Annotated in this window: 23 protein-coding genes and 1 pseudogene; 13 read left to right on the top strand and 11 right to left on the bottom strand. The window is 60.2% G+C overall.

From position 1 onward, the window contains the following. Window positions 1-28 precede the first annotated feature (28 nt). Both WHX55_RS19750 and cobF read left to right on the top strand, forming a co-directional pair. On the top strand, window positions 29-601 hold the full coding sequence (locus WHX55_RS19750) for a histidine phosphatase family protein (protein ID WP_353741109.1): 573 nt from the start codon (window positions 29-31) through the stop codon (window positions 599-601). Then, window positions 601-1,356: a precorrin-6A synthase (deacetylating) gene (cobF, locus tag WHX55_RS19745; protein WP_353741108.1), complete on the top strand. Its 756-nt coding sequence runs from the start codon at window positions 601-603 to the stop codon at window positions 1,354-1,356. Before WHX55_RS19750 ends, cobF begins: the two co-directional genes overlap by 1 nt. 64 nt (window positions 1,357-1,420) lie before the next feature. Here the strand turns inward: cobF and ftrA are convergent, their stop codons facing one another. Continuing rightward, window positions 1,421-2,449 carry a transcriptional regulator FtrA gene (ftrA, locus tag WHX55_RS19740; protein WP_353741107.1) on the bottom strand — a complete coding sequence of 343 codons (1,029 nt, stop codon included), beginning with the start codon at window positions 2,447-2,449 and terminating at the stop codon, window positions 1,421-1,423. Between the two features lie 101 nt (window positions 2,450-2,550). Here ftrA and WHX55_RS19735 point away from each other — a divergent pair, with 101 nt between their 5' ends. Continuing rightward, entirely contained in the window at window positions 2,551-2,985 is a 435-nt protein-coding gene (locus WHX55_RS19735; RefSeq protein WP_353741106.1) for a rhodanese-like domain-containing protein, read from the top strand. Window positions 2,986-3,076: 91 nt separating this feature from the next. Here WHX55_RS19735 and WHX55_RS19730 read toward each other — a convergent pair whose 3' ends face one another. Continuing rightward, window positions 3,077-3,715 carry a type 1 glutamine amidotransferase gene (locus WHX55_RS19730; RefSeq protein WP_353741105.1) on the bottom strand — a complete coding sequence of 213 codons (639 nt, stop codon included), beginning with the start codon at window positions 3,713-3,715 and terminating at the stop codon, window positions 3,077-3,079. Window positions 3,716-4,045: 330 nt separating this feature from the next. Between WHX55_RS19730 and WHX55_RS19725 the strand changes: the two genes are divergently transcribed. The 4 genes from WHX55_RS19725 (at window position 4,046) to WHX55_RS19710 (ending at window position 9,990) form a co-directional block, all read left to right on the top strand. Further along, window positions 4,046-4,825 carry an ABC transporter substrate-binding protein gene (locus WHX55_RS19725; protein WP_353741104.1) on the top strand — a complete coding sequence of 260 codons (780 nt, stop codon included), beginning with the start codon at window positions 4,046-4,048 and terminating at the stop codon, window positions 4,823-4,825. Window positions 4,826-5,028: 203 nt separating this feature from the next. Continuing rightward, entirely contained in the window at window positions 5,029-6,141 is a 1,113-nt protein-coding gene (locus tag WHX55_RS19720) for a succinylglutamate desuccinylase/aspartoacylase family protein (RefSeq protein WP_353741103.1), read from the top strand. Between the two features lie 694 nt (window positions 6,142-6,835). Next, entirely contained in the window at window positions 6,836-9,118 is a 2,283-nt protein-coding gene (locus WHX55_RS19715) for an RHS repeat-associated core domain-containing protein (protein ID WP_353741102.1), read from the top strand. Window positions 9,119-9,273: 155 nt separating this feature from the next. After that, a complete protein-coding gene (locus WHX55_RS19710; protein ID WP_353741101.1) occupies window positions 9,274-9,990 on the top strand; it encodes a dienelactone hydrolase family protein in 717 nt (238 codons plus the stop codon). 3 nt (window positions 9,991-9,993) lie between these two features. Here WHX55_RS19710 and WHX55_RS19705 read toward each other — a convergent pair whose 3' ends face one another. Continuing rightward, complete coding sequence (locus WHX55_RS19705; RefSeq protein WP_353741100.1) at window positions 9,994-10,560, bottom strand: hypothetical protein; 567 nt, start codon at window positions 10,558-10,560, stop codon at window positions 9,994-9,996. A 128-nt stretch (window positions 10,561-10,688) separates the two neighbouring features. Next, window positions 10,689-11,483, bottom strand: coding sequence for a hypothetical protein (locus WHX55_RS19700; protein ID WP_353743069.1), 795 nt, complete (start codon window positions 11,481-11,483; stop codon window positions 10,689-10,691). Window positions 11,484-11,652: 169 nt separating this feature from the next. Between WHX55_RS19700 and WHX55_RS19695 the strand changes: the two are divergent. Beyond that, window positions 11,653-12,183: pseudogene (locus WHX55_RS19695) on the top strand (chalcone isomerase family protein). Between the two features lie 304 nt (window positions 12,184-12,487). Here WHX55_RS19695 and WHX55_RS19690 read toward each other — a convergent pair. Genes WHX55_RS19690 through WHX55_RS19680 form a run of 3 tightly spaced genes read right to left on the bottom strand, consistent with a single transcriptional unit; the run spans window position 12,488 to window position 15,081 of the window. Further along, the gene (locus tag WHX55_RS19690) at window positions 12,488-13,669 is read right to left on the bottom strand and encodes an acetyl-CoA C-acetyltransferase (RefSeq protein WP_150752934.1); all 1,182 of its coding nucleotides are present in this window, start codon (window positions 13,667-13,669) and stop codon (window positions 12,488-12,490) included. 11 nt (window positions 13,670-13,680) lie between these two features. After that, on the bottom strand, window positions 13,681-14,346 hold the full coding sequence (locus WHX55_RS19685; RefSeq protein ID WP_008026717.1) for a CoA transferase subunit B: 666 nt from the start codon (window positions 14,344-14,346) through the stop codon (window positions 13,681-13,683). 36 nt (window positions 14,347-14,382) lie between these two features. Next, window positions 14,383-15,081, bottom strand: a complete 699-nt coding sequence (locus WHX55_RS19680; protein ID WP_046043267.1) for a CoA transferase subunit A — start codon at window positions 15,079-15,081, stop codon at window positions 14,383-14,385. A 210-nt stretch (window positions 15,082-15,291) separates the two neighbouring features. On the opposite strand from WHX55_RS19680, the gene WHX55_RS19675 reads away from it, so the two are divergent. After that, the gene (locus WHX55_RS19675) at window positions 15,292-16,194 is read left to right on the top strand and encodes a LysR family transcriptional regulator (RefSeq protein WP_150752933.1); all 903 of its coding nucleotides are present in this window, start codon (window positions 15,292-15,294) and stop codon (window positions 16,192-16,194) included. A 116-nt stretch (window positions 16,195-16,310) separates the two neighbouring features. Here the strand turns inward: WHX55_RS19675 and WHX55_RS19670 are convergent, their stop codons facing one another. After that, the gene (locus tag WHX55_RS19670; RefSeq protein WP_353741099.1) at window positions 16,311-17,153 is read right to left on the bottom strand and encodes an NAD-dependent protein deacetylase; all 843 of its coding nucleotides are present in this window, start codon (window positions 17,151-17,153) and stop codon (window positions 16,311-16,313) included. Window positions 17,154-17,280: 127 nt separating this feature from the next. Next, window positions 17,281-18,327: a class I SAM-dependent methyltransferase gene (locus WHX55_RS19665; RefSeq protein ID WP_150725666.1), complete on the bottom strand. Its 1,047-nt coding sequence runs from the start codon at window positions 18,325-18,327 to the stop codon at window positions 17,281-17,283. A gap of 438 nt (window positions 18,328-18,765) precedes the next feature. Here WHX55_RS19665 and WHX55_RS19660 point away from each other — a divergent pair, with 438 nt between their 5' ends. Together WHX55_RS19660 and WHX55_RS19655 are read left to right on the top strand one after the other, a co-directional pair. Further along, a complete protein-coding gene (locus WHX55_RS19660; protein ID WP_353741098.1) occupies window positions 18,766-19,596 on the top strand; it encodes a DUF692 domain-containing protein in 831 nt (276 codons plus the stop codon). A gap of 3 nt (window positions 19,597-19,599) precedes the next feature. Beyond that, window positions 19,600-20,391: a putative DNA-binding domain-containing protein gene (locus WHX55_RS19655; protein WP_353741097.1), complete on the top strand. Its 792-nt coding sequence runs from the start codon at window positions 19,600-19,602 to the stop codon at window positions 20,389-20,391. Window positions 20,392-21,010: 619 nt separating this feature from the next. On the opposite strand, the gene WHX55_RS19650 is transcribed toward WHX55_RS19655, so the two are convergent. Next, entirely contained in the window at window positions 21,011-22,321 is a 1,311-nt protein-coding gene (locus tag WHX55_RS19650; RefSeq protein WP_353741096.1) for an ATP-binding protein, read from the bottom strand. After that, entirely contained in the window at window positions 22,318-23,058 is a 741-nt protein-coding gene (locus WHX55_RS19645; protein ID WP_095946382.1) for a response regulator, read from the bottom strand. Before WHX55_RS19645 ends, WHX55_RS19650 begins: the two co-directional genes overlap by 4 nt. A 297-nt stretch (window positions 23,059-23,355) precedes the next feature. Between WHX55_RS19645 and WHX55_RS19640 the strand changes: the two genes are divergently transcribed. Beyond that, window positions 23,356-23,619, top strand: coding sequence for a DUF2790 domain-containing protein (locus WHX55_RS19640; RefSeq protein WP_150759659.1), 264 nt, complete (start codon window positions 23,356-23,358; stop codon window positions 23,617-23,619). A gap of 48 nt (window positions 23,620-23,667) precedes the next feature. Continuing rightward, window positions 23,668-23,922 (top strand): hypothetical protein, encoded by a 255-nt coding sequence (locus tag WHX55_RS19635; protein ID WP_353741095.1) that lies wholly within the window; start codon window positions 23,668-23,670, stop codon window positions 23,920-23,922. The last annotated feature ends 95 nt before the right edge of the window (window positions 23,923-24,017 follow it).

Raw genomic sequence — 24,017 nt, 5'->3', positions numbered from 1 at the left:
TTCCTTTCCATCTTTAGAGTGATTGCTGGTGCAGGCGACCCGTTTAACCCTGATTTGTCATGCTCGAACCGTCGCACAGAAATTGGCGCGCTTTCCATTGGACGAGCCTCTGGAGATGGATTGGCAAGCGCTCAGGCTTTCCCGTTGCAATCAGTTCAAGGGCGCTCCACGCCTTGTCTGTGGCCCGGAGTTGCGCACCCGGCAAACCGCTGAACTGTTCGGCAGCTCGCCGCAGATTATCGACGCACTGAGGGACTGCGACTTCGGGCGCTGGAGCGGTGTGCGCATCGGTGAGCTGCAAAAAACCGAAGCCCAGGCGCTCCAGTATTGGTTGGCGGACCCGGCTTCGACACCCCACGGTGGTGAGTCGCTGGTGCAACTGGAGGAACGGGTGGACGGGTGGTTGACAACCTTGCAGTCGACGCCGGGGCACATCGTGGCCATTACCCATCCCTTCGTCATCCGCGCCGCGCTGACGCAGGTATTGCAGGGGGCATCGTCCAGCCTGATCGACGTCGAACCCCTGTCGGCTGTCGAGTTGCGGTTCCATGGTTGCTGGCGGCTACGCTTGCCGGGCACCGCCCCTGAGGACCTGCTGTGATGAAAAAACTCCTGGTCATCGGGATCGGTGCCGGCAACCCCGACTACATCACGATGCAAGCGGTGAAGGCGCTGAATCAAGTCGATGTTTTTTTTCTCATGGACAAGGGTGAGAGCAAAGACAAACTCATCGAATTGCGGCGCGAAATCTGTGAACGCTACATCACCGGCCACGATTACCGTTTGGTCGAAGCCCACAGCCCTGAGCGTGAGCGCGGTGAGGTGGACTACAAGACCAGTGTTGACGACTTGAACCTGGCCAAACAACAGACCTTCGAACGGCTGATCAATGAAGAACTGTCCGACAGCCAGTGCGGTGGTTTTCTGGTGTGGGGCGACCCGGCGTTGTACGACAGCACCATCCGTATCCTTCTGGCGATCCAGGCTTCAGGAACCTGTGCGTTCGAGTTCGAAGTGATCCCTGGCATTACCAGCGTCCAGGCGTTGGCGGCACAGCACAAGGTGCCGCTCAACCAGATTGGCCGCTCCGTTGAAATCACCACCGGCCGGCGTTTGGCGGCGGGGCAGGTGAGCGATGCCGACAGCCTGGTGGTGATGCTCGATGCCCAGGATGCTTACCATCAGGTGGTGGATCAGGAAACCGAGATTTACTGGGGGGCCTATTTGGGGACGCCGGATGAAATCCTGATCAGCGGCAGGCTCAAGGATGTGGCGGATGAAATCGAACGGGTGCGCAAGGCTGCGCGGCTGGCCAATGGCTGGATCATGGATACCTATCTGCTGCGAAAGCCTTGAGAGTTGAGGTGACCGGGCTCACGCCATCGCGAGCAAGCCCGCTCCCACAGTGAATCTCCAGTGTTCACGCCGTCCGTGTGGGAGCGAGCCTGCTCGCGATTGGGCCCTGAAGGCCAACCGAAGATAATGTGTTGCCCCCACACCCAAACCGCTCCCGATACACCGAAGGCGGCACGCCAACCACCGTTCGAAAAGCCACCCGGAAACTTTCCACCGAGCGATAACCACAACATTCGGCAATCTGCTCGGTGTTCTGGTCGCTGCTTTCCAGCAGTTCGCGGGCGCGGCCCAGACGTTCGTGCTGCAACCAGGTTTTCGGCGACTGGCCGCTGGCTTCGGTGAAGCGACGCAGGAAGGTGCGTTCGCTCATGGCGGCTTCGCTGGCCAGGTCGCGCACCTCCAGCGGTTCGTGCAAACGCTCACGCGCCCACTGCATGACGCGGGAAAGATCGCTGCGCGGTGTGGGACTGACCGGTGTCGGAATGAATTGCGCCTGGCCACCGCTGCGTTGCGGCGACATGACCAGCCTCCGGGCCACGGAATTGGCCACCTGCGTACCGAAATCCCGCGCCACCAGATGCAGGCAGGCATCGATACCCGCCGCGCTGCCGGCGGAGGTGATCAACTGGCCGGAATCGACATACAGCACGTCCGGGTCCACCAGGATGCCGGGAAACCGCTCGGCCAGTTCCGAGGTATAGCGCCAGTGCGTGGTCGCACCGTGGCCGTCGAGCAACCCGGTGGCGGCGAGGACGAAAACACCAGAGCAGATCGACAGCAACCGCGCCCCCCGCGCATGGGCCTGGCGCAAGGCGGCGATCAGTTCTGCGGGCACCGCGGCGCTGCGGTCGCGCCAGCCGGGAATGATGATGGTGCGGGCATCGGCGAGCATTTCCATGCCGCCATCGGCCAGGACCTGGATGCCGCCCATGGCACGCATCGGACCTTGATCGACCGCGACGATACGATGCTCGTACCACGGAAAATCGAATTCAGGTCGTGGCAGGCCGAAGATCTCCACGGCAATGCCGAACTCGAACGTGCACAGGCCGTCATAGGCCAGAATCGCGACCATTCCTGGGGTGGGGTGCATTTGGCGGAAAGTTCCCGGTGAGTGTCTTGTACGCCACTGTAGCCGCAAGCGGTTGGCGGATAAAGTCTTCCCACACCCACCGCTTCTTTGGAGTACCGCCCATGACCAGCCTGGTTCGCGAAATTTCCGCTGCCCCCTCGGCCATCGCCCTGATGCATTTCAGCAACCGTCTGACCTTCGAAACCGATTGTTCCGACGTCCACGGCAGCCAGCAGGCTGGCGAAGTCGATTTCATTCTGGTGGATGTTCGTGGCCCGCTGGCGTTCGAACGCGGGCATGTACCGGGAGCGATCAACATTCCCGGGCGCTTGCTGAGCGCCGAAGGTTTGGCGGGTTATCCGAAAAGCAGCCTGTTTGTGGTCTATTGCGCCGGGCCTCACTGCAACGGCGCCAACAAGGCGGCGGTGAAACTGGCGGCCTTGGGGTATCCGGTCAAGGAGATGATCGGCGGCGTGACCGGGTGGCTGGATGAAGGGTTTGAGTTGAGTGCCGGGGTGCAGCGGCAAACCAGCAGCGTGGTCGGTTGCGAGTGTTGATGTAACCGAAAAGATCGCAGGCTGCGCCAGCTCCTACATTGGATTGCGTTGCCTGTAGGAGCTGGCGCAGCCTGCGATCTTTTGATCTGTATTATTCATTTCCCGCCGCCCACCACTCATCCAGCGTTGCCTCTAACCACTTGGCGACTGCTGCGTAAGCCTCCGTCTCCAGCGGCCCCCGTGGCAACGGCGACTCATCGCCAAAATGCACATTGAGCATGGCCACCGACTCGGCGTTCCACTCCGGATGAAACTGCAACCCCAGCCGCGTCGGCCCGGCGCGGTACATCTGCTGCGCACAGTGCTCGCTGCTGGCCAACAGCTGCGCGGCAGGCGGCAGGTCGATGGCGTCTTCGTGCCACTCCAGCACCTTCAGCGTTTGCCCATCGATAAAGTTCACGGTGGTCCATCCGGTTTCGGTCCGGTCCATCCGCCGTACATTCCCGCCCAGGCTCAACGCCAGCAACTGTGCCCCCAGGCAAATGGCGAACACAGCCGCGTCCTGATCCAGACTGCCCCTGAGCCATTGCCGTTCGGCTTCCAGCCAGGCCGGACCGGCATTGGATTCATAAGGCCCGCCCAACAGGATCACCGGATCGGCGCTGACGGGCGGCAATTGGCCGAGGTCGGCGCGAAACACCTTCAGCGTCAGCCCTCGGGATTCGGCCCAGATGGCGATAGCGCCCGAACCTTCGGCGGGGTGGTGCTGGATCAGGTTCAACGTGGGCATCACGCTACTCTCGATGGGACGCAAGGGCGCTCAATGTGCCGCAAAACGCCGGGCATCGCCAGTCGTCCCATTCTGTCGGATGGAGCCGGAAAACCTGTAGGTCCGTTATGAAAGCGCGGTATGTCTGACAGACTTTGCACCGTCATGGCGCGTTCACCTCGACACCTCCCTCCGGGTGCCACTTTTCTATAAATATTTGTCGCCTCGGCGTAATTTGCCCTCCTGTAGCCACTCTAGACTGCCGGCCACTTCGGTTCCCGCTCACGAAGCGATGACCTAACGCTGCCAATCGAAGCTGCCAATAAAAGCCTCCGCACACAGGAGTTATAAATGAAGAAGCTAGTGATGTTCGGTGCCCTGGCACTGTCGATGTTGTCCCTGACCGCCGTGGCCGAAGACGCCAAGCCGATCCGCATCGGTATCGAAGCCGGCTACCCGCCATTCTCGATGAAAACCCCTGACGGCAAACTCACCGGTTTCGATGTGGACATCGGCGACGCGCTGTGTGAGCAGATGAAAGTCAAGTGCACCTGGGTCGAGCAAGAGTTCGACGGCCTGATCCCTGCGCTGAAGGTCAAGAAAATCGACGCCATCCTGTCGTCCATGACCATCACTGACGACCGCAAGAAGAACGTCGACTTCACCATCAAGTACTACCACACCCCGGCGCGCTTCGTGATGAAGGAGGGCAGCGACGTCAAGGATCCGCTGACCGAACTCAAGGGCAAGAAAGTCGGTGTTCTGCGCGCCAGTACCCACGACCGCTTCGCCACTGAAGTGCTGCAACCGGCGGGGATTGTCCTGGTGCGCTACGGCTCCCAGCAGGAAGCCAACCTGGACATGGTGTCCGGCCGCATTGACGCGCTGCTGGCCGACTCGGTCAACCTGGACGACGGTTTCCTGAAAACCGACGCCGGTAAAGGTTTTGCCTTCGTCGGCCCTGAGTACAACGATCCGAAATACTTCGGTGGCGGCGCCGGCATTGCCGTGCGCAAGGGCGATACCGCCCTGGCCGAGAAATTCAACACAGCGATCACCGAAATCCGCACCAACGGCAAGTACAAGCAAGTGCAGGACAAGTACTTCAAGTTTGATGTTTACGGCGAGTAATCCAGCCGTTTGGAAAAGTGGCAACCGTTGGCGCGGTTGCCATTTTTTTTGTGCAATCATTTTCAGCGCAGAGAGACCTGTGGGAGCGAGCCTGCTCGCGAAAGCGTCGTGTCAGGCAACATGGATGTTGAATGTAGCGCCGCCTTCGCGAGCAGGCTCGCTCCCACAGGTGATCTCGCCGTTCTGACATCAGGAGTCCCCCCATGCAACGCATCGACCACCAACTGCCCTGGAGCCACCTGGGCAGCGAGCGCACCCTCAGCGTGTTTCGTTATGGCGCGGGCACGCGCAAGGTGTACATCCAGGCCAGCCTGCACGCCGACGAACTGCCGGGCATGCGCACGGCCTGGGAGTTGAAGAAACGCCTGGCCGAACTTGAACAGCAGGGACAATTGAACGGTGTGATCGAACTGGTGCCAGTGGCCAATCCCATTGGCCTCGACCAGCACTTGCAAGGCAGCCACTTGGGGCGTTTCGAGCTCGGCAGCGGCAAGAACTTCAACCGCTCGTTCGTCGAACTCAGTGCGCCGGTAGCCGCGTTGATCGGTGATCGCCTGGGCACCGACGCCCAGGCCAATATCGCGCTGATTCGCCAGGCCATGGGCCAGGTCCTCGACGGCTTGCCGGCAGCGGCATCGCAGCTGGAAGCCATGCACCGCCTGTTGCTGCGCCATGCCTGCGATGCCGACATCACCCTCGACCTGCATTGCGATTTCGACGCGGCCATCCACATCTACGCGTTGCCGCAGCACTGGCCGCAGTGGCAATCCCTGGCGGCGCGCTTGAAAGCCGGCGTGGCGTTGTTGTGTGAAGACTCCGGCGGCAGCTCGTTCGATGAATCCTGTTCCTCGCCATGGTTGCGTCTGGCCAGGGCGTTCCCGGCGGCGGCGATTCCACCGGCCAACCTGGCGACCACCCTGGAGCTGGGCAGCATGGGCGACACCCGGGTCGACCAGGCCCAGGCCAATTGCGAGGCCATCCTCGGGTTCCTCGCCGAGCAGGGTTTCATCTCCGGCACCTGGCCGGCGGCACCGGCCGAATGCTGCGAAGGCATGCCATTCGAAGGCACCCAATACCTGTTCGCCCCGCATCACGGCGTGGTCAGCTTCCTGCGTGAGGCCGGGGAGTGGGTGGAGAAGGGCGATGCGCTGTTCGAGGTGGTCGACCCGTTGCACGACAAGGTCACCACCGTGCAGGCCGGCACCAGCGGCGTGCTGTTCGCTATCGACCGTGGGCGCTATACCCAGCCCGGCAGCTGGCAGGCGAAGGTCGCCGGGCGGGAGCCGATTCGGGTGGGCAAGTTGATTAACGATTAGCCTGGGAGCCTTTCCGGTTTCTAAGTAGAGCCGTAACAAGTAACCCTTCAGTTTCGTTTCGTACGGGGTAGTGCCTTGGGAGGTCTATGGCGGAAGTTCCTCGCGGCTGAGGTCGGTGGTTATCCGGCATTTCCTCGACTAACTTTACTGGTCTGATCGACTAGGCGGTTATTCGGTGGCGATTTCCTCGACATTGCATGCGGCGACTCCCAATTTGGTAGGCATAGACCCCCGAGGGTTGTCTGTGCGTACGATTGCCTACCATCGTCGCGCTGAAGATGAACCTCTCGAAAGACGGATCCAGCGTCAGGAGTATGACTCGGACGGTCGATTGGTCTCGCAGTGGGACGCACGGTTATGGGCATTGACGGAAGCCGGTGCAGCGGTGCCAGCGAACCAAACGTCAGTGTACGGTCTGTCGCACCAAGTGCTCTCCCACAACAGTGTCGATGCGGGATGGCGGGTAAGTTTGTCGACTGAGTCTGGTCAAATACTGTGTCGTAGGGACAGTCGTGGTAGTGATACTCGCTATGAGTACGATGCTTTGCTGCGTCCGGTGGCTGTGTTTGAGACCGCTCGACTTGGAAGTGAGCGTTGTATTGAACGTTTGCAATATGCCGGTCCAGACGAGGGAGCAGCTACGCATAATTTGTGCGGGCGGTGCGTCCGCCACGACGATCCTGCCGGAAGCCAAATGGTGCTGGAAGCTGGACTGAACGGTAGCATCCTGTTCCAGTCACGGCATTTTTTATCTACGGAGGCACAACCGGACTGGCCGCTACCGGAGGCTCAGCGCAATGGCCTGTTGGAGCCAGGAGCCGGTGTGCTGACGCGACAGCAATTCGGTGCCCTGGGAGAGTTGCTAGTCCACATTGATGCCAAGGGTCATAGGCAGCGCAGTGTTTACACGGTAGCAGGGCAGTTGTTCAGCACAAAATTGCAGTTGATGGGCGAGGCCGAGCAGGCGATTTTCACGGCAGTCAGCTATAGCGCCTTTGGCGATATAGAGCATGAAACCGCGGGAAATGGAGTGTCCAGTCATAGCTGCTATTCGCCCATCAATGGTCGGCTGGAGCAATTGATTGCCCGAAAGGCGGACGGCACGCTGTTACAGCATCTGACGTACAGTTTCGATCCGGTAGGCAACATCATAAGTATTAGGGATAGCTCTAAACCGGTTCGTTATTTTAAGAATCAGAGCATTGAACCGCTCAGTACCTACCGATACGACACCCTGTATCAGCTAGTCGAAGCCACAGGTCGAGAGTCGCGTGCGGGGGGGCAGAAGCGTGGATTGCCGGTATTAAAGCCAATACTGACCGATCCTGATCAACTAGCCAATTACACTCAAGTCTATAGTTATGACGCTGGTGGCAATCTGACCACCCTCCGTCACGTTGGCGCACAGTCCTTTACGCGTGAAATGCAGGTGGATGCCAACAGTAATCGTAGTGTGGAGAAGGATGGGGGCGACCCTGCCACTGCCTTCGATACAAATGGAAACCAACAGCAGTTACAATCGGGATGCGAGCTGACTTGGGATTTGAGGAATCAACTCAATCAACTTATTCAAGTAAGGCGGATCAATGCCGTTAACGATTTCGAACTCTATGTCTACAATAGCGAAGGCCGGAGAGTGCGAAAAATTCACACAGTCCAAGCTCGAAAAGTGGCGCATCGGACTGAGGTTCGATATCTGTCCGGCCTGGAGTTACGCACCAATAGCGTTACAGGAGAGTCTCTGCAGGTAATCGATATTTCAGCAGGCCGCAGCAGGGTTCGGGTATTACACTGGGAGTCCGGTCGACCGGAGGAGGTGCCGAATGATCAAGTGCGCTATAACCTGAGCGATCATCTGGGTAGTAGTAATCTGGAGTTAGATCAGCAAGCTCGATTAATCAGTCAGGAGGGCTATTATCCGTACGGTGGTACCGCTTGGTGGGCTGGGCATAATGTGACCGAAGCGAAGTACAAAGTGATCCGTTACTCCGGTAAGGAGCTTGATGCGAGTGGATTGTATTACTACGGATTTCGTTACTACGCTCCATGGCTCAACCGGTGGATTAATCCAGATCCTGCAGGAGATATAGATGGATTGAATCTTTACCGGTTTGTAGCTAACTCTCCGATAAGCCTTGTCGATGGTGATGGGCGAATGTTTGAGCGGGTAGTCGCAGATTTTGGATTTAATAATCAACAGTCTCGCGGAAAATTTGTATTTGACACATTAGGCTCGCATCAATTATCGCTCGCAGCTAAAGTCGCTTTTTCCGATGAGTTGGACCTTAGTGTGGTGTATCCAATGGATATGACGGAGTATGTGAAGAAGTTTGACGGTTTGAGCAACGTTGAGAAAGTAGCAGTTCGTGGTTGGACAAGTATTGATGACGCTTTTGAGTATCATGATAGAGTCAATGATGATGACTTGCCCCAGTCAATTAACTATGAGCTTCATGAACAGCTTTCAGTGTTGACGCCTTTTTCAAAAAAGCAAATGACGGCATATGAGAATTTAAAAAGTGCACTTTCGAAAATTCCAAGTGATAAAGCATCATTAATACGTACCTCTGAATACTCTAGTAAGGAACACCTGCCATGGGGAAGGACAGTCCATCAAGGTGATGTCGTCACGAACGGGGCTTTTTTTATGTCAGTTTCGGAAAAAAACGAATATGCTAAAAAGCTCACGTATCACCCAGAGCGGAAATCAACCACTACGCTTGTGCATTTTCTGATCAAAGAGGCGACGGCGACTCCTTTGGTCTACGGCATAGCCTCACCTGCGCATGCTGAATACGAGCGACTGTTTTCACCTCATAGACTTTTCGATGTAGAGGATATTGCTTTTGCATCAAAGCTTGACGCTAACTGGAATGTTGATCCTCAATATATGGGGAGAGTTGGTGTTGTGCTGAGGGAGAGAACGGGTTATGCCGGTTTAGTTAAGAATATACACACGGGTATTAGCCAAATTTAAACGCAAAGCTTCACAAAGGATTCAATGTGCCGAAGTACGCCCGAAGTATGTTTGAGAGCGCTCGCGTTTTTGTTATTAGCCACAAGTGCGATACCTTGCGCCGCTTCACAGTGTTAGGCTCTTCCCCGAATCCTGCATTCAGTGAAGGAAGACCCATGTTGAAGATGCTCGCGCTGCTCACGCTCCTGGTATCCACTGCCGTCCACGCCCAAACCCCGCTGCAAACCGACTTGCCGCTCAAGTACCTGGAGCAGGCCAGCTCCGATTCGAACCATCAACCCCTGGTGATTTTCCTCCACGGTTACGGCAGTAACGAGCAGGACCTGTTCGGCATCAAGGATGACTTGCCCGCGTCCTACACCTACCTGTCGGTGCGGGCACCGATGGTGATGGAGCCGGGCAGCTATCAGTGGTTCCGCAAGAAGGGCGAAGGGGCCTACAACGGCGAGACCGATGATCTGAAGTCCAGCGGCCAGTTGCTGCTGGATTTCGTCGCACAGGCCACGAAGAAATATCACACCGAACCCGAGAAGGTGTTCCTGGTCGGCTTCAGCCAAGGCGCGATCATGTCCTACGAAACAGGCCTGCGACATCCCGAGGCGCTCGGTGGGATCGCTGCGTTGAGCGGGCGGATTCTGCTAGTGCTCAAGTCCGAGCTTCAACCGGATGAAAAACGCCAGTCGCTGGCGATTTTCATCGGTCATGGCGAGCAGGACAAACGCCTTCCCTACAGCGACGGCACCGAAGCCAACAGCCTGTTGCAGAGCGTGTCACTCGAACCTGAGTTTCACGCCTACCCCGGTGTCGGTCACAGCATCAGCGCCGACGAGATACAGGATTTGAGCGCCTGGTTGCAGCGTCTCAACCCCTGAGCCTTACTTCCCGCTGACGATCTGTTTGACCAGGGTTTCGTGGGCCGCCATGTCGCCTGGGCGGGAAATCACCTGGATCACCGCCATGCGAGTGCCGGATGCCGCCATCAGCGTGGTGGTGAGGGTCATGCCACCGCCCTGCGTGGCAGTGCCGTCGATCTGGCGCAGGCCCAGCCCGGTTTTCCGGGTCAGGGCTTTCTCGCTGAGCTTGTTGTAGTCGGGCAGGGATGTGTGTTGCGCCGCATCGAAGTCGGCCACGGTGCCGTCGAGGAACCCGCCGTCGTTGTCCTTGACGCTGATACCGTTGGGCAGGGTGTTTTCAGCGGCGATCACCACGGTCTTGGTGGTCTCGTTGCTGTACAGGGTGCCGCTGGCGCCGTCCGGGCTGGCCGGCAGCGGATTGGCGATGAAACCCTTGGGCAGGTTGAAGGTGAACTTGCTGCCGAGCATCGAGACTTTGTGGGCGGACGCATCGCTGGACGCAGACTTGGCGGCCTGCGCATTCAAAGCCCCAAAGCCGGTAGCGGCGGCCAACAGAAGGACAAGGGCTTTTTTACTCAACAATGACATCGGGATCTCCAGGGATGGGCGCGCAGTGGGGAGCGATCATCCCATGGAGCTTGTGATGCGTTCCAGTGTGCTCTACCCAGCGGTCACCCTGCACCTGTGCTGAGGACAGCCTGATGAGCTGATGCAGCTTAGCGTTTGATGGCTGCTCCTTCAGTGTCAGTCGCCGGGCTCGCCGGCCGCGCCAGCAGGCGTTTGGTCACGCCCAGCATGGCCACCGACACCGCGACGCCCAGCACAAAAGCGTTCATCCCCATCGTCGGCAGGGCCAGGGCCAACACCAGGCAGAAGGCCGCGAACGAGTACATGCCGGTGGCGGTAGCGCGCAGCAGCGCGGCGGTGAAGGCCGGGCCACGGGTTTGCTGAGAGAACACCGCCATCACGCTGCCCAATACCGGGAACACCGCCAGCAGGCCGCTCCAGCGGTCGCCGACGGTGCTGGCCAGCAGCGTGACGACCAGGGTGAGCAATGCACCGGCCACCATGCGCAACAGGAGCTTGTCGGATTTCGGTGCCGGGCCACTGAGCACCGGTTGCACAGTGGGGAACAGGTACGGCGCGGCGAGCAGCGCGGTGGCGGCGGCGCACACCGAAAACACCAGGGAGGCCGGGATCAGCGACAGGACAACCGCCACCAGTGCCCAGACCGACAGCGAGATCATCAACGCCAGCGGCCATCCGGCCCGTTGTGCGACCTGGGCGTAAGTCACGCAGAACGCAATCATCGCGAACATGGCCGACAGGGCGGCGGTGGCCGATTGCGCGGCGAACGCCTGGCCTTGTTCGAGGGCGAGGAACAACAGGATCGGCCCGACCACTACCGGCAACCCCGATAACCAACCGGCCACGCTCGGCCCCCAGCGTTTGCCAGCCAGGGAAATCAGTAGCAGGAAGCCTGGGATCACCAGCAACTTGAGGATCAACACGCGCACGTCTCCGACCTGTGTGAGGTGGCAACGGTAACATTGCATCGGATAGATTGCTTTATGTGTATGTGCATTTTGTATACAAAAATAGAGCCATTATTGGAAATTGTACGAAAGGGTCTATTGCGTATACGTTTTTTTGGGCATCCCGCGATGAGGCCAATCTGCCATGAACCGCCAACGAACACCGCTGCGCCATGGTCTGTGGCTGCTTGTCTTGCTGAGCTGCCAGGCCCTGGCCAATTGGCAGGATTCGCTGCCCGGTGCGCAAATCCTCGGCAGCGGCGAGTTTCGCAAGTACGGCTTCGATGTCTACAGCGCACGGCTCTGGAGTACCTCGCGGCCCCTGGCGGGCGATCAGCCGTTTGCCCTGGAACTGATCTACCAGCGCAGCATTTCCCGTGATGACCTGGTGAACGCCAGCGTCAGGGAAATCAAGCGACTCGCCGGCACTTCGGTCAGTGCCGAGCAGCTGGCGTCCTGGCAGGCGCAGATGCACCAGTCGTTCGTCGACGTGTAGACCGGCACGCGGCTGACCGGGGTCTATCTGCCGGGGCAGGGCGTGCGTTTTTTTCTCGGTCAGCAGTTACTGCGTGATGTGACGGACCTGCAATTCGCCAAGGCGTTTTTTGCCATCTGGCTCGATCCGCGTACCAACAACCCCGAGTTGCGCCAGCAGTTGCTGGGCGCGGCCCCGTAGACTTTGCGTTTTGCCGGGTCTGGCCCGAGGTTTGTGGTGATCAGTGGGGCGAACAGTTGGTTGATTCTGCAGTTTGTGGGGTGACAGATCGGGCCTCATCGCGAGCAGGCTCGCTCCCACAGTTGACTTTCTGTGCCCACAAATCCCCTGTGGGAGCGTGCCTGCTCGCGATGAACGATGACTCGGCCCACCTGAAAAAACACAGACAAAAAAGAACCCGGTGCGACTTGCATCGCACCGGGTGTTTTTCCAGACGGTCACGGATCTTCGTGGGTCCCCGCGCCGTCTGTTGAACGCTGTTGGCTTACGCTCGCTCGAGCGCCAGTGCCACGCCCTGACCACCACCGATACACAGGGTGGCGAGGCCTTTTTTGGCATCGCGCTTGAGCATTTCATGCAGCAGGGTCACCAGCACGCGGCAACCCGAGGCACCGATCGGGTGACCCAGGGCGATGGCGCCGCCGTTGACGTTGACCTTGTTCAAGTCCCATTCCAGGTCCTTGGCCACGGCAAGGGATTGCGCGGCGAAGGCTTCGTTGGCTTCAACCAGCTCAAGCTGGTCGATGTTCCAGCCGGCCTTGTCCAGGCAGCGGCGAGTGGCCGACACCGGGCCGATGCCCATGATCGCCGGATCGACGCCTGCATTGGCGTAGGCGGCGATTTTTGCAAGGACTGGCAGACCCAGGGCCTTGGCCTTTTCGGCGCTCATCAGGATCACGGCCGCGGCACCGTCGTTCAGCGACGAAGCGTTGCCGGCGGTCACCGAACCGTCCTTCTTGAAGGCTGGCTTGAGCTTGCCCAGGGATTCGGCGGTGGTGCCGGTCCGTGGCTGTTCGTCGGTAGCGAAGGACAGCGGATCGCCCTTGCGCTGCGGGATCAGGATCGGCGTGATTTCAGCGACGAAGCGCCCGGCTTCGATCGCAGCCACGGCTTTCTGCTGCGAGGCGGCGGCGAACGCGTCCTGCTGCTCGCGGCTCAGGCTGTATTTCTCGGCCAGGTTCTCGGCGGTGATGCCCATGTGGAAATCGTTGAACGCATCCCACAGGCCATCGCTGATCATGGTGTCGACGATTTGCCCGTTGCCCATGCGCAGGCCGGTACGAGCACCGGGCATGACGTAGTTGGCCAGGCTCATGTTTTCCTGGCCACCGGCGATGATCACCTCGGCGTCGCCGCAGCGAATCGCCTGGGCGCCCAGGTGCAGGGCCTTGAGACCGGAGCCGCAGACCTTGTTCAGGGTCATGGCCGGCACGGCGAAGGGCAGGCCGGCCTTGATCGCGGCCTGGCGCGCAGGGTTTTGCCCGGCGCCGGCGGTCAGCACCTGGCCCATGATCACTTCATCGACTTGCGCAGGGTCCAGGCCGGTTTGCGCCAGCAGCTGACGGATCACCGCAGCGCCCAGGTCAACCGCGGACACATTGGCCAGGGATCCCTGGAAGCTGCCGATCGCGGTGCGCGTGGCGGCAACAATGACGACTTCTTGCATGGAATGATTCCTCACTGGGCAGCGAACTGCATTTCCGGCACGTGGTCCGGCACGATCAGTTTACCGGCAGTCTTGGCAACGATCTCTTCGACGCTGACACCCGGTGCACGTTCTTTGAGAATGAACGCGCCGTTTTCGATTTCCAGGTAGGCCAGGTCGGTCAGCACGCGCTTGATGCACCCGGCGCCGGTCAGCGGCAGGCTGCATTGGGACAACAGCTTGGACTCACCGTCCTTGGAGGCGTGGGTCATGATGACGATGATGTTGTCGGCGCCGGCAACCAGGTCCATCGCGCCGCCCATGCCCTTGACCAGTTTGCCCGGGATCATCCACGAGGCGATGTTGCCTTGCACGTCCACTTCAAAGGCGCCCAGCACGGTCAGGTCGACATGGCCACCGCGGATCATCGCGAAGGACTCGGCGGAGGAGAAGATCGACGCGCCGGTACGTGCGGTCACGGTTTGCTTGCCGGCGTTGATCATGTCGGCATCGATGGTTTCTTCGGTAGGAAACGGACCCATGCCCAGCAGGCCGTTTTCCGACTGCAGCATGACTTCCATGCCTTCGGGGATATAGTTGGCGACCAGGGTCGGAATGCCGATGCCCAGGTTCACGTAGAAGCCGTCCTGCATTTCGCGGGCGACGCGTTGAGCCATTTGTTCGCGGGAAAGTGCCATTGTCGTTATTCCTTCATTCGGTCCGGGGGCAGGGGATCACTTACGCACGGTGCGCTGTTCGATGCGCTTCTCGAACGTGCCGCAGATGATCCGGTCGACGTAGATGCCAGGGGTGTGGATCTGCGCCGGGTCCAGCTCGCCGGGTTCGACGATTTCTTCGACTTCGACCACGGTGATCTTGCCGGCGGTGGCCGCCAGCGGGTTGAAGTTCTGTGCGGTGTGGCGATAGATCACGTTACCGAAATGGTCGGCTTTCCAGCCTTTGACGATGGCGAAGTCGCCGGTGATGGATTCTTCCATCAGGTACTTGCGGCCATGGAATTCGCGGACTTCCTTGCCTTCGGCGACTGGCGTGCCAACCCCGGTGGCGGTGAAGAAGGCCGGGATGCCGGCACCGCCTGCGCGCATTTTTTCAGCGAGGGTGCCTTGCGGGGTCAGGGTGACTTCGATTTCGCCCTTGAGCAGTTGCTCTTCGAACAGCTTGTTTTCGCCGACGTAGGAAGCCACCACTTTGCTGATCTGGCGGTCGGTCAGCAGTACGCCGAGGCCGAAACCGTCGACGCCGCAGTTGTTGGAAACCACAGTGAGATCGCGGGTGCCCTTGCGCTTGATCTCGTTGATCAGGTTTTCCGGGATCCCGCACAGGCCGAAGCCGCCGGCGATCACGGTCATGCCGTCTTCAAGACCTGCCAGAGCTTCCTCGTAGGAACTCACGCGCTTGTCGAAACCTGCCATATGCACCTCTTTTATTCTTTGTGGGCGGCTGGCTAGCCGAATGGGATGGAGTGTCTCGCTAGAGTATTCATTTGTTAAGTTGATTTTTAAGGTTAATTAATAGATAAAACTCAACAATATGTAGAGGCTGCCGAAGGCTGCGATCTTTTGGATCAAGATCAAAAGATCGCAGCCTTCGGCAGCTCCTACAATACCCGGGAGAAATCGAGTATGACCGTCAAGCAGATCCGCGCCTTTCTGGCCGTGGCCCAGAGCCTGAGCTTTGCCGTGGCCTGCGAGCGCCTGCACCTGTCGCAATCGGCCCTGAGCCTGACCATCAAGGCGCTGGAGGAGGGCCTGGGCGGGCGCTTGTTCACCCGCACCACGCGCAACGTGGCGCTCACCGCCGAAGGCGAATCCCTGCTGCCGCTGGCGCGCCGGTTGATCGCCGACTGGGACAATGTCGAGGATGAAATGCGCCAACGCTTCACCCTGCAGCGCGGTCGCGTGACCCTGGCGGCGATGCCGTCGTTCGCCGGCAACCTGCTGCCGCCGATCCTCAAGACCTTCCGCGCCCGTTATCCGAATGTCAACGTGACGGTCAATGACGTGATCAACGAGCAGGTGCTGGAAATGGTCCGTGACCGTCAGGTGGAGCTTGGGGTGGCGTTCGAGCCGACCCAGAGTTCGTCGCTGCAATTCACGCCGTTGTACATCGACCGTTTCGTCGCGGTGGTGCCCCTGGATTCGGCGCTGGCCGAACTCGATGACATCGACTGGCAGACCTTGCTCAAGGAGCCGTTCATTACCTTGCAGCGCCCGTCGACGGTGCGGGTGATGCTGGAAGAACACTTGCAGGCCCGCGGTATGAAGCTGCCGGTGGAGTTTGAAAGCCATCAACTGGCGACAGTCGGGCGCATGGTCGCCAGTGGCCTGGGCGTGAGCGCGGTGCCGGCCTTGTGCGCGGGGCAGATGCGCGAACTGGGGGCGCGTTGCATTACCTTGCGTGACCCGGTGGTGGAGCGGGCGCTTGGGGTGTTGACCTTGCCTGGGGGAGAACTGTCGGCGGCGGCGCAGGCGTTGTTTGATGTGCTGAAAGAGGAAAACCTTGGGCAACGAGTTGCCATGAGCTGATCACAATCTCCCTGTAGGAGTGAGCCTGCTCGCGATGGCGCAGTGTCAGTCGACAAAGATGTTGTATGTGCTGACCCCATCGCGAGCAGGCTCACTCCTACAGGGATTGGGTTTTGTCAGTGGTTAAGGCGTTCGGCCAATAACGGAAGAAGCTGCTCACACGACCCCTCTATCTTCAAATCCAGCATCTCATCCGCCCGGGTCTTGCCCAGGTTGATCGCAATCAACGGCTTGCCCTGATCCACCACCGCCTGGCACAAGCGAAACGCCGAATAGGCCATCAGCGACGAGCCGACCACCAACAACCCGGCAGCCTGTTCGACGGCGGCCATCGCCTTGGCCGCCGTGGCCTGTGCGACGTTCTCGCCAAAAAACACCACGTCCGGCTTCATCCGTTCCCCGGCGCAATGCGGGCAGCGGGGGACCTGGAAGCGTGCTTCGAAGGCCGGGTCGAGCAAGGTGTCGCCGTCCGGCGCCTGCACCGCATCGACGCCAGCCAGGTACGGGTTCTGTGTTTCCATCAGACGCTGGATCGAATCGCGCTCGCTGTGCCGGCCGCAATCCAGGCACAACACCCGGTGCAGACTGCCGTGGAGTTCGATCACGTCACGGCTGCCGGCCTGGTCGTGCAGGGTGTCGACGTTCTGGGTGATCAACCCGCTGATCTGCTGCGTGCCTTGCAAACGGGCCAGGGTGTCGTGGGCCACGTTCGGTTGTGCCAGTCGCACCCTCGGCCAGCCGAGCATCGCCCGCGCCCAATAGCGTCGCCGGGACTCCGGGGCCGAGAGAAACTCCTGGTACATCATCGGCTGCCGGCCCCGGCGCACGCCCTGGTTGTCGCGATAATCCGGGATGCCCGAGGGCGTGCTGATACCGGCACCGGTCAGCACGGCAAACGGCTGATCCGCCATCAGTTGATGGAGGCGATCGAGTTGGTCACGGGTCTGGCGGTCGAGCATGCCGGGAAACCTGTAGGAGCGAGCCTGCTCGCGATGGTCGTCAACGATAACACTGTTAGCCTGATACCCCGCGGCGTGATCGCGTTTATCGCGAGCTAGCTCGCTCCTACAGAGATGGCCGCGGGGATTATTTACGCGCCTCCAGAATCAGGTTGAACGGCGTTTCCGTGGCCCGGCGAAAACGGGTGAATCCGGCCTCGCTGAACACCTTGCGTAACCGCGTTTCACCGGCCTGGGCACCGAGGCCGAGGCCGACTTCCTGGGACAGCGAGTTCGGTGTGCAGATGAAAGTCGACGCCGCGTAGAACAGGCGTCCGACGGGGTTGACGTTGTCGTCGAGCAAATCGTTGGCGTAGGGCTCGACCAGCAGCACCGTGCCGTCGTCCTTCAATGACTCATAGGCATGTTTGGCCGCGCCCACCGGATCGCCCATGTCGTGCAGGCAGTCGAAGTAGCAGATCAGGTCGTAGTCGCTGCCGGGGTAGCTTTTGGCCGTGCCCTGGAAGAATCTGGCCCGGCTGGATACCCCCCCTTCTTCGGCCCGTTGGGTGGCAACGGTAACGGATGGCGCGTGGTAGTCGAAACCGACGAAGCGCGAATCCGGAAACGCTTGGGCCATGATCACCGTCGAGGCGCCATGGCCGCAGCCGATGTCCGCCACTTTGGCCCCGGCTTCCAGTTTGGCCACCACGTCGTCGAGGGCCGGCAACCATTCGGCGACCAAATGGGCTTTGTAGCCAGGGCGGAAGAAGCGTTCGGTGCCGCTGAACATGCACGGATGGTGATCGCCCCAGGGCAGGGCGCCGTCGCCGCGCATTGCTTTGACCAGTTTGTCCTTGTCATGGAAAAACGACGCGACCACACCGATTCCGCCCGCCACATAAACCGGTGAGTCTTCGATTGCCAAAGCCATGGCCTGCTCTTCGGGGAGGCGGAACTGGCCGTCACGGTGTTCCATGTAGCCCGAGGCGGCGTGGGCACTGAGCCATTCGCGCAGCAGGCGGGTGTTGCAGCCGGTTTTCTCGGCAAGGGTTTCGGGGGTGATCGGCTGACTGTCGGCCATCGCCCGGTACAGGCCGAGTTCTTCGCCGAGGATGACGTTGGCGAGCATCGCCGCGCCGCCCATGTCATTCACCAGTTTGCCCATGAAATCGTTGAGTCTGGCCTCGTCCATCATGTGTGCTCCTTCAGCAGGATCACGGTCCAGGGGCATTGTCTGGCGAGGTGCTCGCCGCTGGGCGGTGGTCGTGGGAATGTACAGGGCACCAAGCGGGTCCTGTGTGCAGTAAGTTTAGTCCGGACCTTGTATTGCGTGGTCTGGCGCGACGAAAGCGGCGTTTTTCCCTGCCGACGCATGACCTTGTGGGAGCGGGCTTGCTCGCGAATGCGGTGTGTCAGACGGCAATGTCTTCGACTGACACTTCCTCTTCGCGAGCAAGCCCGCTCCCACAAGGGATTTGGGTTGTGTATTCCATTGTGTCCAACCCAGGTTTCGATACACAGACACCCATTGTCGCCCCCTGTCGAACACAGTCCCGATACACCCCTTCGATTAACTCTGTCTCAAGACGGGCACCTGCCCGCAATCCTTGACACATGCGAGATCGACACCATGCAGACCTCCACTCCCCCCGTAACCAAGGCCAGCGCAGGGCTTGGCCTGCGTCGCGGTTTACTCAACGACCTCCAGGCCGCACCGGCAGGCGATTTCGACTTTCTGGAAGTCGCGCCGGAAAACTGGATCGGCATCGGCGGTGCCCATGGTGCGGCATTGCGCGTCCTGGCTGAACGCTATCCGTTGTCCTGTCATGGCTTGTCTCTGTCCTTGGGCGGGCCGTCGCCGCTGGACGTCGATTTTCTGCATGAGGTTCGCAGCTTCCTCGATCACTACAACGTGCCGCTGTACAGCGAGCACCTGAGCTACTGCAGTGATGATGGTCACCTGTATGACCTGTTGCCGCTGCCGTTTACCGAAGAAGCGGTGCACCACGTCGCCGCGCGCATTCGTCAGTCCCAGGACATTCTCGGGCGACGCCTGGCGGTGGAAAACGTCTCTTACTACGCCGCGCCCCAACAGGACATGGACGAGGTGACGTTCACCAATGCAGTGCTGCGCGAGGCCGATTGCGACCTGTTGCTGGACGTCAATAACGTGTACGTCAATTCGATCAACCACGGCTTCGATCCGCAGGCGTTTCTGGCGGGCATCGATTCGGGCCGGGTGGTGGCGATGCACATTGCCGGGCACTTCGACGAGTCCGATTCCTTGAAGATCGACACCCACGGCGCTTCGGTCAAACCGGCGGTGTGGTCGTTGCTGGCCCAGGCTTATGCCCGGTTCGGTGCGCAACCGACCTTGCTGGAGCGCGATTTCAACTTTCCGGCATTCGCTGAACTGGTGGCGGAATTGCAGATCATTCGCCGCCTGCAACAGGAGGTTTGAACCGTGGAGAAGTCGAGTCTTTTGCATCAACAAACCACCATGGGCCTGTACCTGCGCGACCCTGAACACCACGCGCCCCCCACTGAAATGGACCCGGTGCGGGCACAGGTTTATCGCGATCTGGTGTTCGCCAACCTGTCTTCGCTGCTCAGTGGCACCTTTCCGGTGCTGGTGAGGATTCTGGGGGATGAGCGCTGGTGTTCGCTGGTGCGGATCTTTCTGCGGGACTACCGCGCTCGCACTCCGAAATTTGGTGAGATTGCTGAGGAGTTTGTCGGGTTTCTCGCGGCCGGGCCTCGGGCGTTGAGTGATGGGTCGTGGCCGCCATTCATGGTCGAACTGGCGCATTACGAGTGGGTGGAAATGGCGCTGCAGCAGTCTGATGCCGAGCCTCTGGTTGGTAGTGATGTCGCGTTGCTGCTGGATCGGCCCTTGCAAGTGTCGCCGCTGGCCTGGCCGTTGGCGTATGCCTGGCCGGTGCAATTGCTGGGACCGGATTACCAGCCGGACGTTTTACCTGCTCAGCCGACCTTGTTGCTGGTGCGTCGTGCCGAGGACTGGAGTGTGAGGTTTTCTGAACTGAGTCCGTTGGCGTGGCGGTTGTTGCTGCGTATTGGTGAGTTTCCGGAGTTGACCGGACGTGAGCAGTTGCACGGATTGGCGGTGGAGGCGGGGATGGTAGGGGCTTCTGAGTTTTTGGAGGGAGGGTTGGCGTTGTTGCGGCAGATGCATGGGGAGGGGGTTGTTGGGGGGGGGGACCTGGCGGCCTCTTGGCCGACCAGGCTGCTTTTTTGATTGAGTACATATCCGTTTCTGCGGTAACGGCGACTTATGGTTTCGCCCTTACGGCGAGTCCCTTTGGCAAACGCCCCAAAGGAACCAAAGGTCTCGCCCCTTACGTACGGCCCCTCGCTGAGGCTCGGGGTTCCTACGCTCCGGCATTCATCCGGGGGCATCGCCTCCGGTCGGCTTCGCTCGACCTCCTCTCGATGTGTTCGGCTGCGCCGAACGGCGCTGCGCGCCCACCCCCGGATGAACGCCTCCACTCAGCCTGCCGAGGGGGCGGGTGGATCAAGATCAAAAGCTGCAGGCGAGCTAACGCTCGGCCTGTTGAGTGGTGAAGAGCGAAGGTGTACGCCACTCTGTTTTTGCTCTTCTGTGGGGGCGACGGTGCGGCGATCCGACCTGCTCGCGATGGCTGCCTGTCAGCTGAGCAATATCTTGCGGATGTATTGAGTACCTGTGGGAGCGGCGGTGCGGCGATCCGACTTGCCCGCGAAGGCGTCCTGCCAGCCGAGCAATATCTTGCGGATGTACTGAGTACCTGTGGGAGCGAGCCTGCTCGCGATGACGGCCTGCCAGCCAACCATTCTTTACGGCAAGGCCGATATCCTCACCCTTAAGCCAAACCCTTCTACACCGGCAACTTCAGCTCCGCGCACAACCCGCCACCCTCACGATTGCTCAAGGTCAACGACCCTCCAATTGCAACCGCTAGCTGCTGGGCGATCGCCAGCCCCAGCCCGGTGCCGCCGGTGCTGCGGTTCCGGGAATTCTCAACGCGATAGAACGGCTCCATCACTTGCTTGAGTTCTTCCTCGGCGATCCCCGGGCCACGGTCGAGGATCTTGATCGACAGGTTGCCATCGGCCTGCTTTTCCACCCGCAACTCGGCGGCCCCGGCAAACTTCAATGCGTTGTCCGTCAGGTTGACCAGCACCCGGCGCAAGGCGTGTGGGCGGGTGTCGATGACGGCTGCACTCTTGCCTGTGAGCTGAACGTCCTTGCCCACGTCCTGGTAGTCGAACACCAGGCTGTCGAGGAATGAGTCGAGGTCGGTGCGGCGGCTTTCTTCGGTGGCGCCGTGGATGCTGCGGGCGTAGGCCACGCCTTCGCGCACCAGGTGTTCCATCTCGCCCAGGTCGTTCCACAGTTTGTCTTTCTCGCTGGAGTCGTCCATGAACTCGGCGCGCAGTTTCATGCGGGTGATCGGGGTTTGCAGGTCGTGGGAAATCGCCGCGAGCAGTTGCATGCGTTCCTTCAGGTACGCCGCGATGCGTGCCTGCATCGAGTTGAAGGCCCTGGCGGCGTGGGCGACTTCGGTCGGGCCTTTTTCGTCCAGGAGTACTGGGTGCGCGTTGGGGTCCAGGGTTTCGACGGCACCGGCGAGGCGGGTGAGGGGGCGGATGGCGATTCTCACCGCCAGCCAGGAACAGGCCAGCATCAGCGCCAGTTGCCCGAGCAACACGATGGGCAGCCAGGGCGACAACGGCACCATCGCCGGGCGGACGTCGATGGTCAGCGGGCTGCCATCCGCCAGGTTCAAGTGCACTTGAAAATGTTTTTTCGGCCCGGGAATGTCGGTAAAGGTCATCGGGTAATCGTGGCCGATGGCGTCTTTGATCGAGGCAATGGCAATGGGCGCATCGGGCATGTCGGTGCGGATGGGCGTGCCCGGCGAACCCTCATTGAGCAGGTAGCTGTAATTGCGCCGCTCCAGTTGTTTGAGCCAAGCGGTTCGCTCGTCGGCGGGCAAGCGGTCGAGGATGGCAACGGACGTGGAAACGTCAGTTTCCAGGTTGCCGAGCATGGTGGTTTTCGAGGACTCGTAGCGTTCGTAGTACTGCGCGCCGAAGGACAGCGCCTGGGCGAGGATCAGGCCGATCAGGAATATCAGCGACAGCCGCGAGGCCAGGGTGCGCGGCCAATGCAGCGCCAGGGTCATGATTGATCGCCCAGGATTTCCACCGGCAGGGAAAACACATAGCCTTCGCTGCGCACGGTCTTGATGTAGGCCGGTTCGCGGGCGTCGTCGAGCAAGCGCTGGCGCAGGCGGCTGACCAAAAGATCGATGGAACGGTCGAACAGGTCGGCGTCGCGGCCCTGGGTCAGGTTGAGCAATTGATCGCGGTTGAGCACCCGTTGCGGATGGTCGAGAAACACCCGCAGCAATCGATATTCGGCACCGCTCAGGGCGACCATGGTGCCGTCTTCATCGAGCAGGTGACGGGCCGAAGTGTCCAGGCGCCAGCGGCCGAAGGCCAACAGCCGGCTGGCTTCGGTCACCACCAGGTTCGGCGGCAGCATGCGCGTGCGTCGCAGCACCGCGTTGATCCGCGCCAGCAATTCACGGGCAGCGAACGGCTTGACCAGGTAGTCGTCGGCGCCCATTTCCAGGCCGAGGATGCGATCGGTTTCGTCGTTGCGGGCGGTGAGCATCAGCACTGGCGTGGCCTTGTGCTTGCCGGCGCGCAGTTCGCGGCAGAGCACCAGGCCATCGTCCCCCGGCATCATGATGTCCAGCACGATCAGGTCCACCGGGGTGGTTTCCAGAAAAGCGCGCATCTGTCGTCCATCCGCCACGACCGTAGTGCGCAGGCCGTTCTTCTTCAGGTAGTTGCCAACCAGTTCGCGGATTTCGCGGTCATCGTCAACGATGAGGATGTGATCAACGTGATCCATTGGGCCAAACCTCTGGTAAATGGGGAATGCCACACAGTCTATCGAGCCTCGGCGGGCTCGCCTGCCGCCCTTTGTATTGCAGTGTATCTGGCTTGCCTGCGGATACACACGAAGGCAAAAAAGCCGATTTCCAGCGGTTTTGTATGGCTGTGTATCCAGACGCCGTTCTGATACGCAGCGATTGATTCACGCCGATTCCCGACACAGACGAGATACCTCGCAGGCTTTTAATGGGTTCCATCGAGGCAAACCAGAGCGCCTCGGCCCAACGACCTGTCGAACCCTGAGGAATCCGCCATGAACACTAGAGCCATCTACGCCGCCTGCCTGTTTGCCGCCCTGAACATCTGCACCTTGTCGGCCCGTGCCGAAGCCGATGTCGCTCCCAAAACCTACACCTACGGCACCCAACTGGATATCAGGAAAGTGGTGTCGCTGACCGAGGACACTTCACCTTCCTGCGGCGTGGTGAATGCGCGGCTGACGTACCTCGACTCCCAGTCAAAAACCCAGGTGCTGGGTTACAGCAAGTTGGCTGACAACTGCAACTCGGAAAACTGAGTGTCGCGATCAACCACCGCTCAATCCATTTGAAACAGGAAGGACATCATGAACAACATTTCCCGCTATTTTACCGCCATCGCCTTTTCCATCGCCGGTGCGGCGGCCCATGCCAACGCCGCGGTAGAGCAAAGTGCCTGCGCCAGCAATACCTGCTTCCAGCTGACGCCGGTGGCAGAGAAGGGCACCAATGGCTTCCTGGCGCAAGACGGTTCCAGCCGCACGCCGCAGGGGCGGATGCTCGCCGAGAACGGTGCCGGTCGCACGCCTCAGGGGCGGTTGCTGGATGAGCAGACGGCTTGAGAGCCCCCCAATCCACTGTGGGAGCGAGCTTGCTCGCGATAGCGATGGTTCAGTCAACGATGTGCCGCCTGACCCGACGCCATCGCGAGCAGGCT

Source organism: Pseudomonas fluorescens, from assembly GCF_040448305.1.
GTDB lineage: Bacteria > Pseudomonadota > Gammaproteobacteria > Pseudomonadales > Pseudomonadaceae > Aquipseudomonas > Aquipseudomonas fluorescens_BH.
This window is presented reverse-complemented; position numbering and strand designations above follow the sequence as displayed.

Coding starts and splice junctions, on each gene's coding strand:
- WHX55_RS19725 (WP_353741104.1), top strand. CDS start 4,046: ATGAAGAAGCTAGTGATGTTCGGTGCCCTGGCACTGTCGATGTTGTCC.
- WHX55_RS19645 (WP_095946382.1), bottom strand. CDS start 23,058: ATGGATCACGTTGATCACATCCTCATCGTTGACGATGACCGCGAAATC.
- WHX55_RS19640 (WP_150759659.1), top strand. CDS start 23,356: ATGAACACTAGAGCCATCTACGCCGCCTGCCTGTTTGCCGCCCTGAAC.
- WHX55_RS19720 (WP_353741103.1), top strand. CDS start 5,029: ATGCAACGCATCGACCACCAACTGCCCTGGAGCCACCTGGGCAGCGAG.
- WHX55_RS19660 (WP_353741098.1), top strand. CDS start 18,766: ATGCAGACCTCCACTCCCCCCGTAACCAAGGCCAGCGCAGGGCTTGGC.
- cobF (WP_353741108.1), top strand. CDS start 601: ATGAAAAAACTCCTGGTCATCGGGATCGGTGCCGGCAACCCCGACTAC.
- WHX55_RS19675 (WP_150752933.1), top strand. CDS start 15,292: ATGACCGTCAAGCAGATCCGCGCCTTTCTGGCCGTGGCCCAGAGCCTG.
- WHX55_RS19715 (WP_353741102.1), top strand. CDS start 6,836: ATGGTGCTGGAAGCTGGACTGAACGGTAGCATCCTGTTCCAGTCACGG.
- WHX55_RS19705 (WP_353741100.1), bottom strand. CDS start 10,560: ATGTCATTGTTGAGTAAAAAAGCCCTTGTCCTTCTGTTGGCCGCCGCT.
- ftrA (WP_353741107.1), bottom strand. CDS start 2,449: ATGCACCCCACCCCAGGAATGGTCGCGATTCTGGCCTATGACGGCCTG.
- WHX55_RS19650 (WP_353741096.1), bottom strand. CDS start 22,321: ATGACCCTGGCGCTGCATTGGCCGCGCACCCTGGCCTCGCGGCTGTCG.
- WHX55_RS19730 (WP_353741105.1), bottom strand. CDS start 3,715: ATGCCCACGTTGAACCTGATCCAGCACCACCCCGCCGAAGGTTCGGGC.
- WHX55_RS19680 (WP_046043267.1), bottom strand. CDS start 15,081: ATGGCAGGTTTCGACAAGCGCGTGAGTTCCTACGAGGAAGCTCTGGCA.
- WHX55_RS19735 (WP_353741106.1), top strand. CDS start 2,551: ATGACCAGCCTGGTTCGCGAAATTTCCGCTGCCCCCTCGGCCATCGCC.
- WHX55_RS19690 (WP_150752934.1), bottom strand. CDS start 13,669: ATGCAAGAAGTCGTCATTGTTGCCGCCACGCGCACCGCGATCGGCAGC.
- WHX55_RS19670 (WP_353741099.1), bottom strand. CDS start 17,153: ATGCTCGACCGCCAGACCCGTGACCAACTCGATCGCCTCCATCAACTG.
- WHX55_RS19685 (WP_008026717.1), bottom strand. CDS start 14,346: ATGGCACTTTCCCGCGAACAAATGGCTCAACGCGTCGCCCGCGAAATG.
- WHX55_RS19635 (WP_353741095.1), top strand. CDS start 23,668: ATGAACAACATTTCCCGCTATTTTACCGCCATCGCCTTTTCCATCGCC.
- WHX55_RS19710 (WP_353741101.1), top strand. CDS start 9,274: ATGTTGAAGATGCTCGCGCTGCTCACGCTCCTGGTATCCACTGCCGTC.
- WHX55_RS19665 (WP_150725666.1), bottom strand. CDS start 18,327: ATGGACGAGGCCAGACTCAACGATTTCATGGGCAAACTGGTGAATGAC.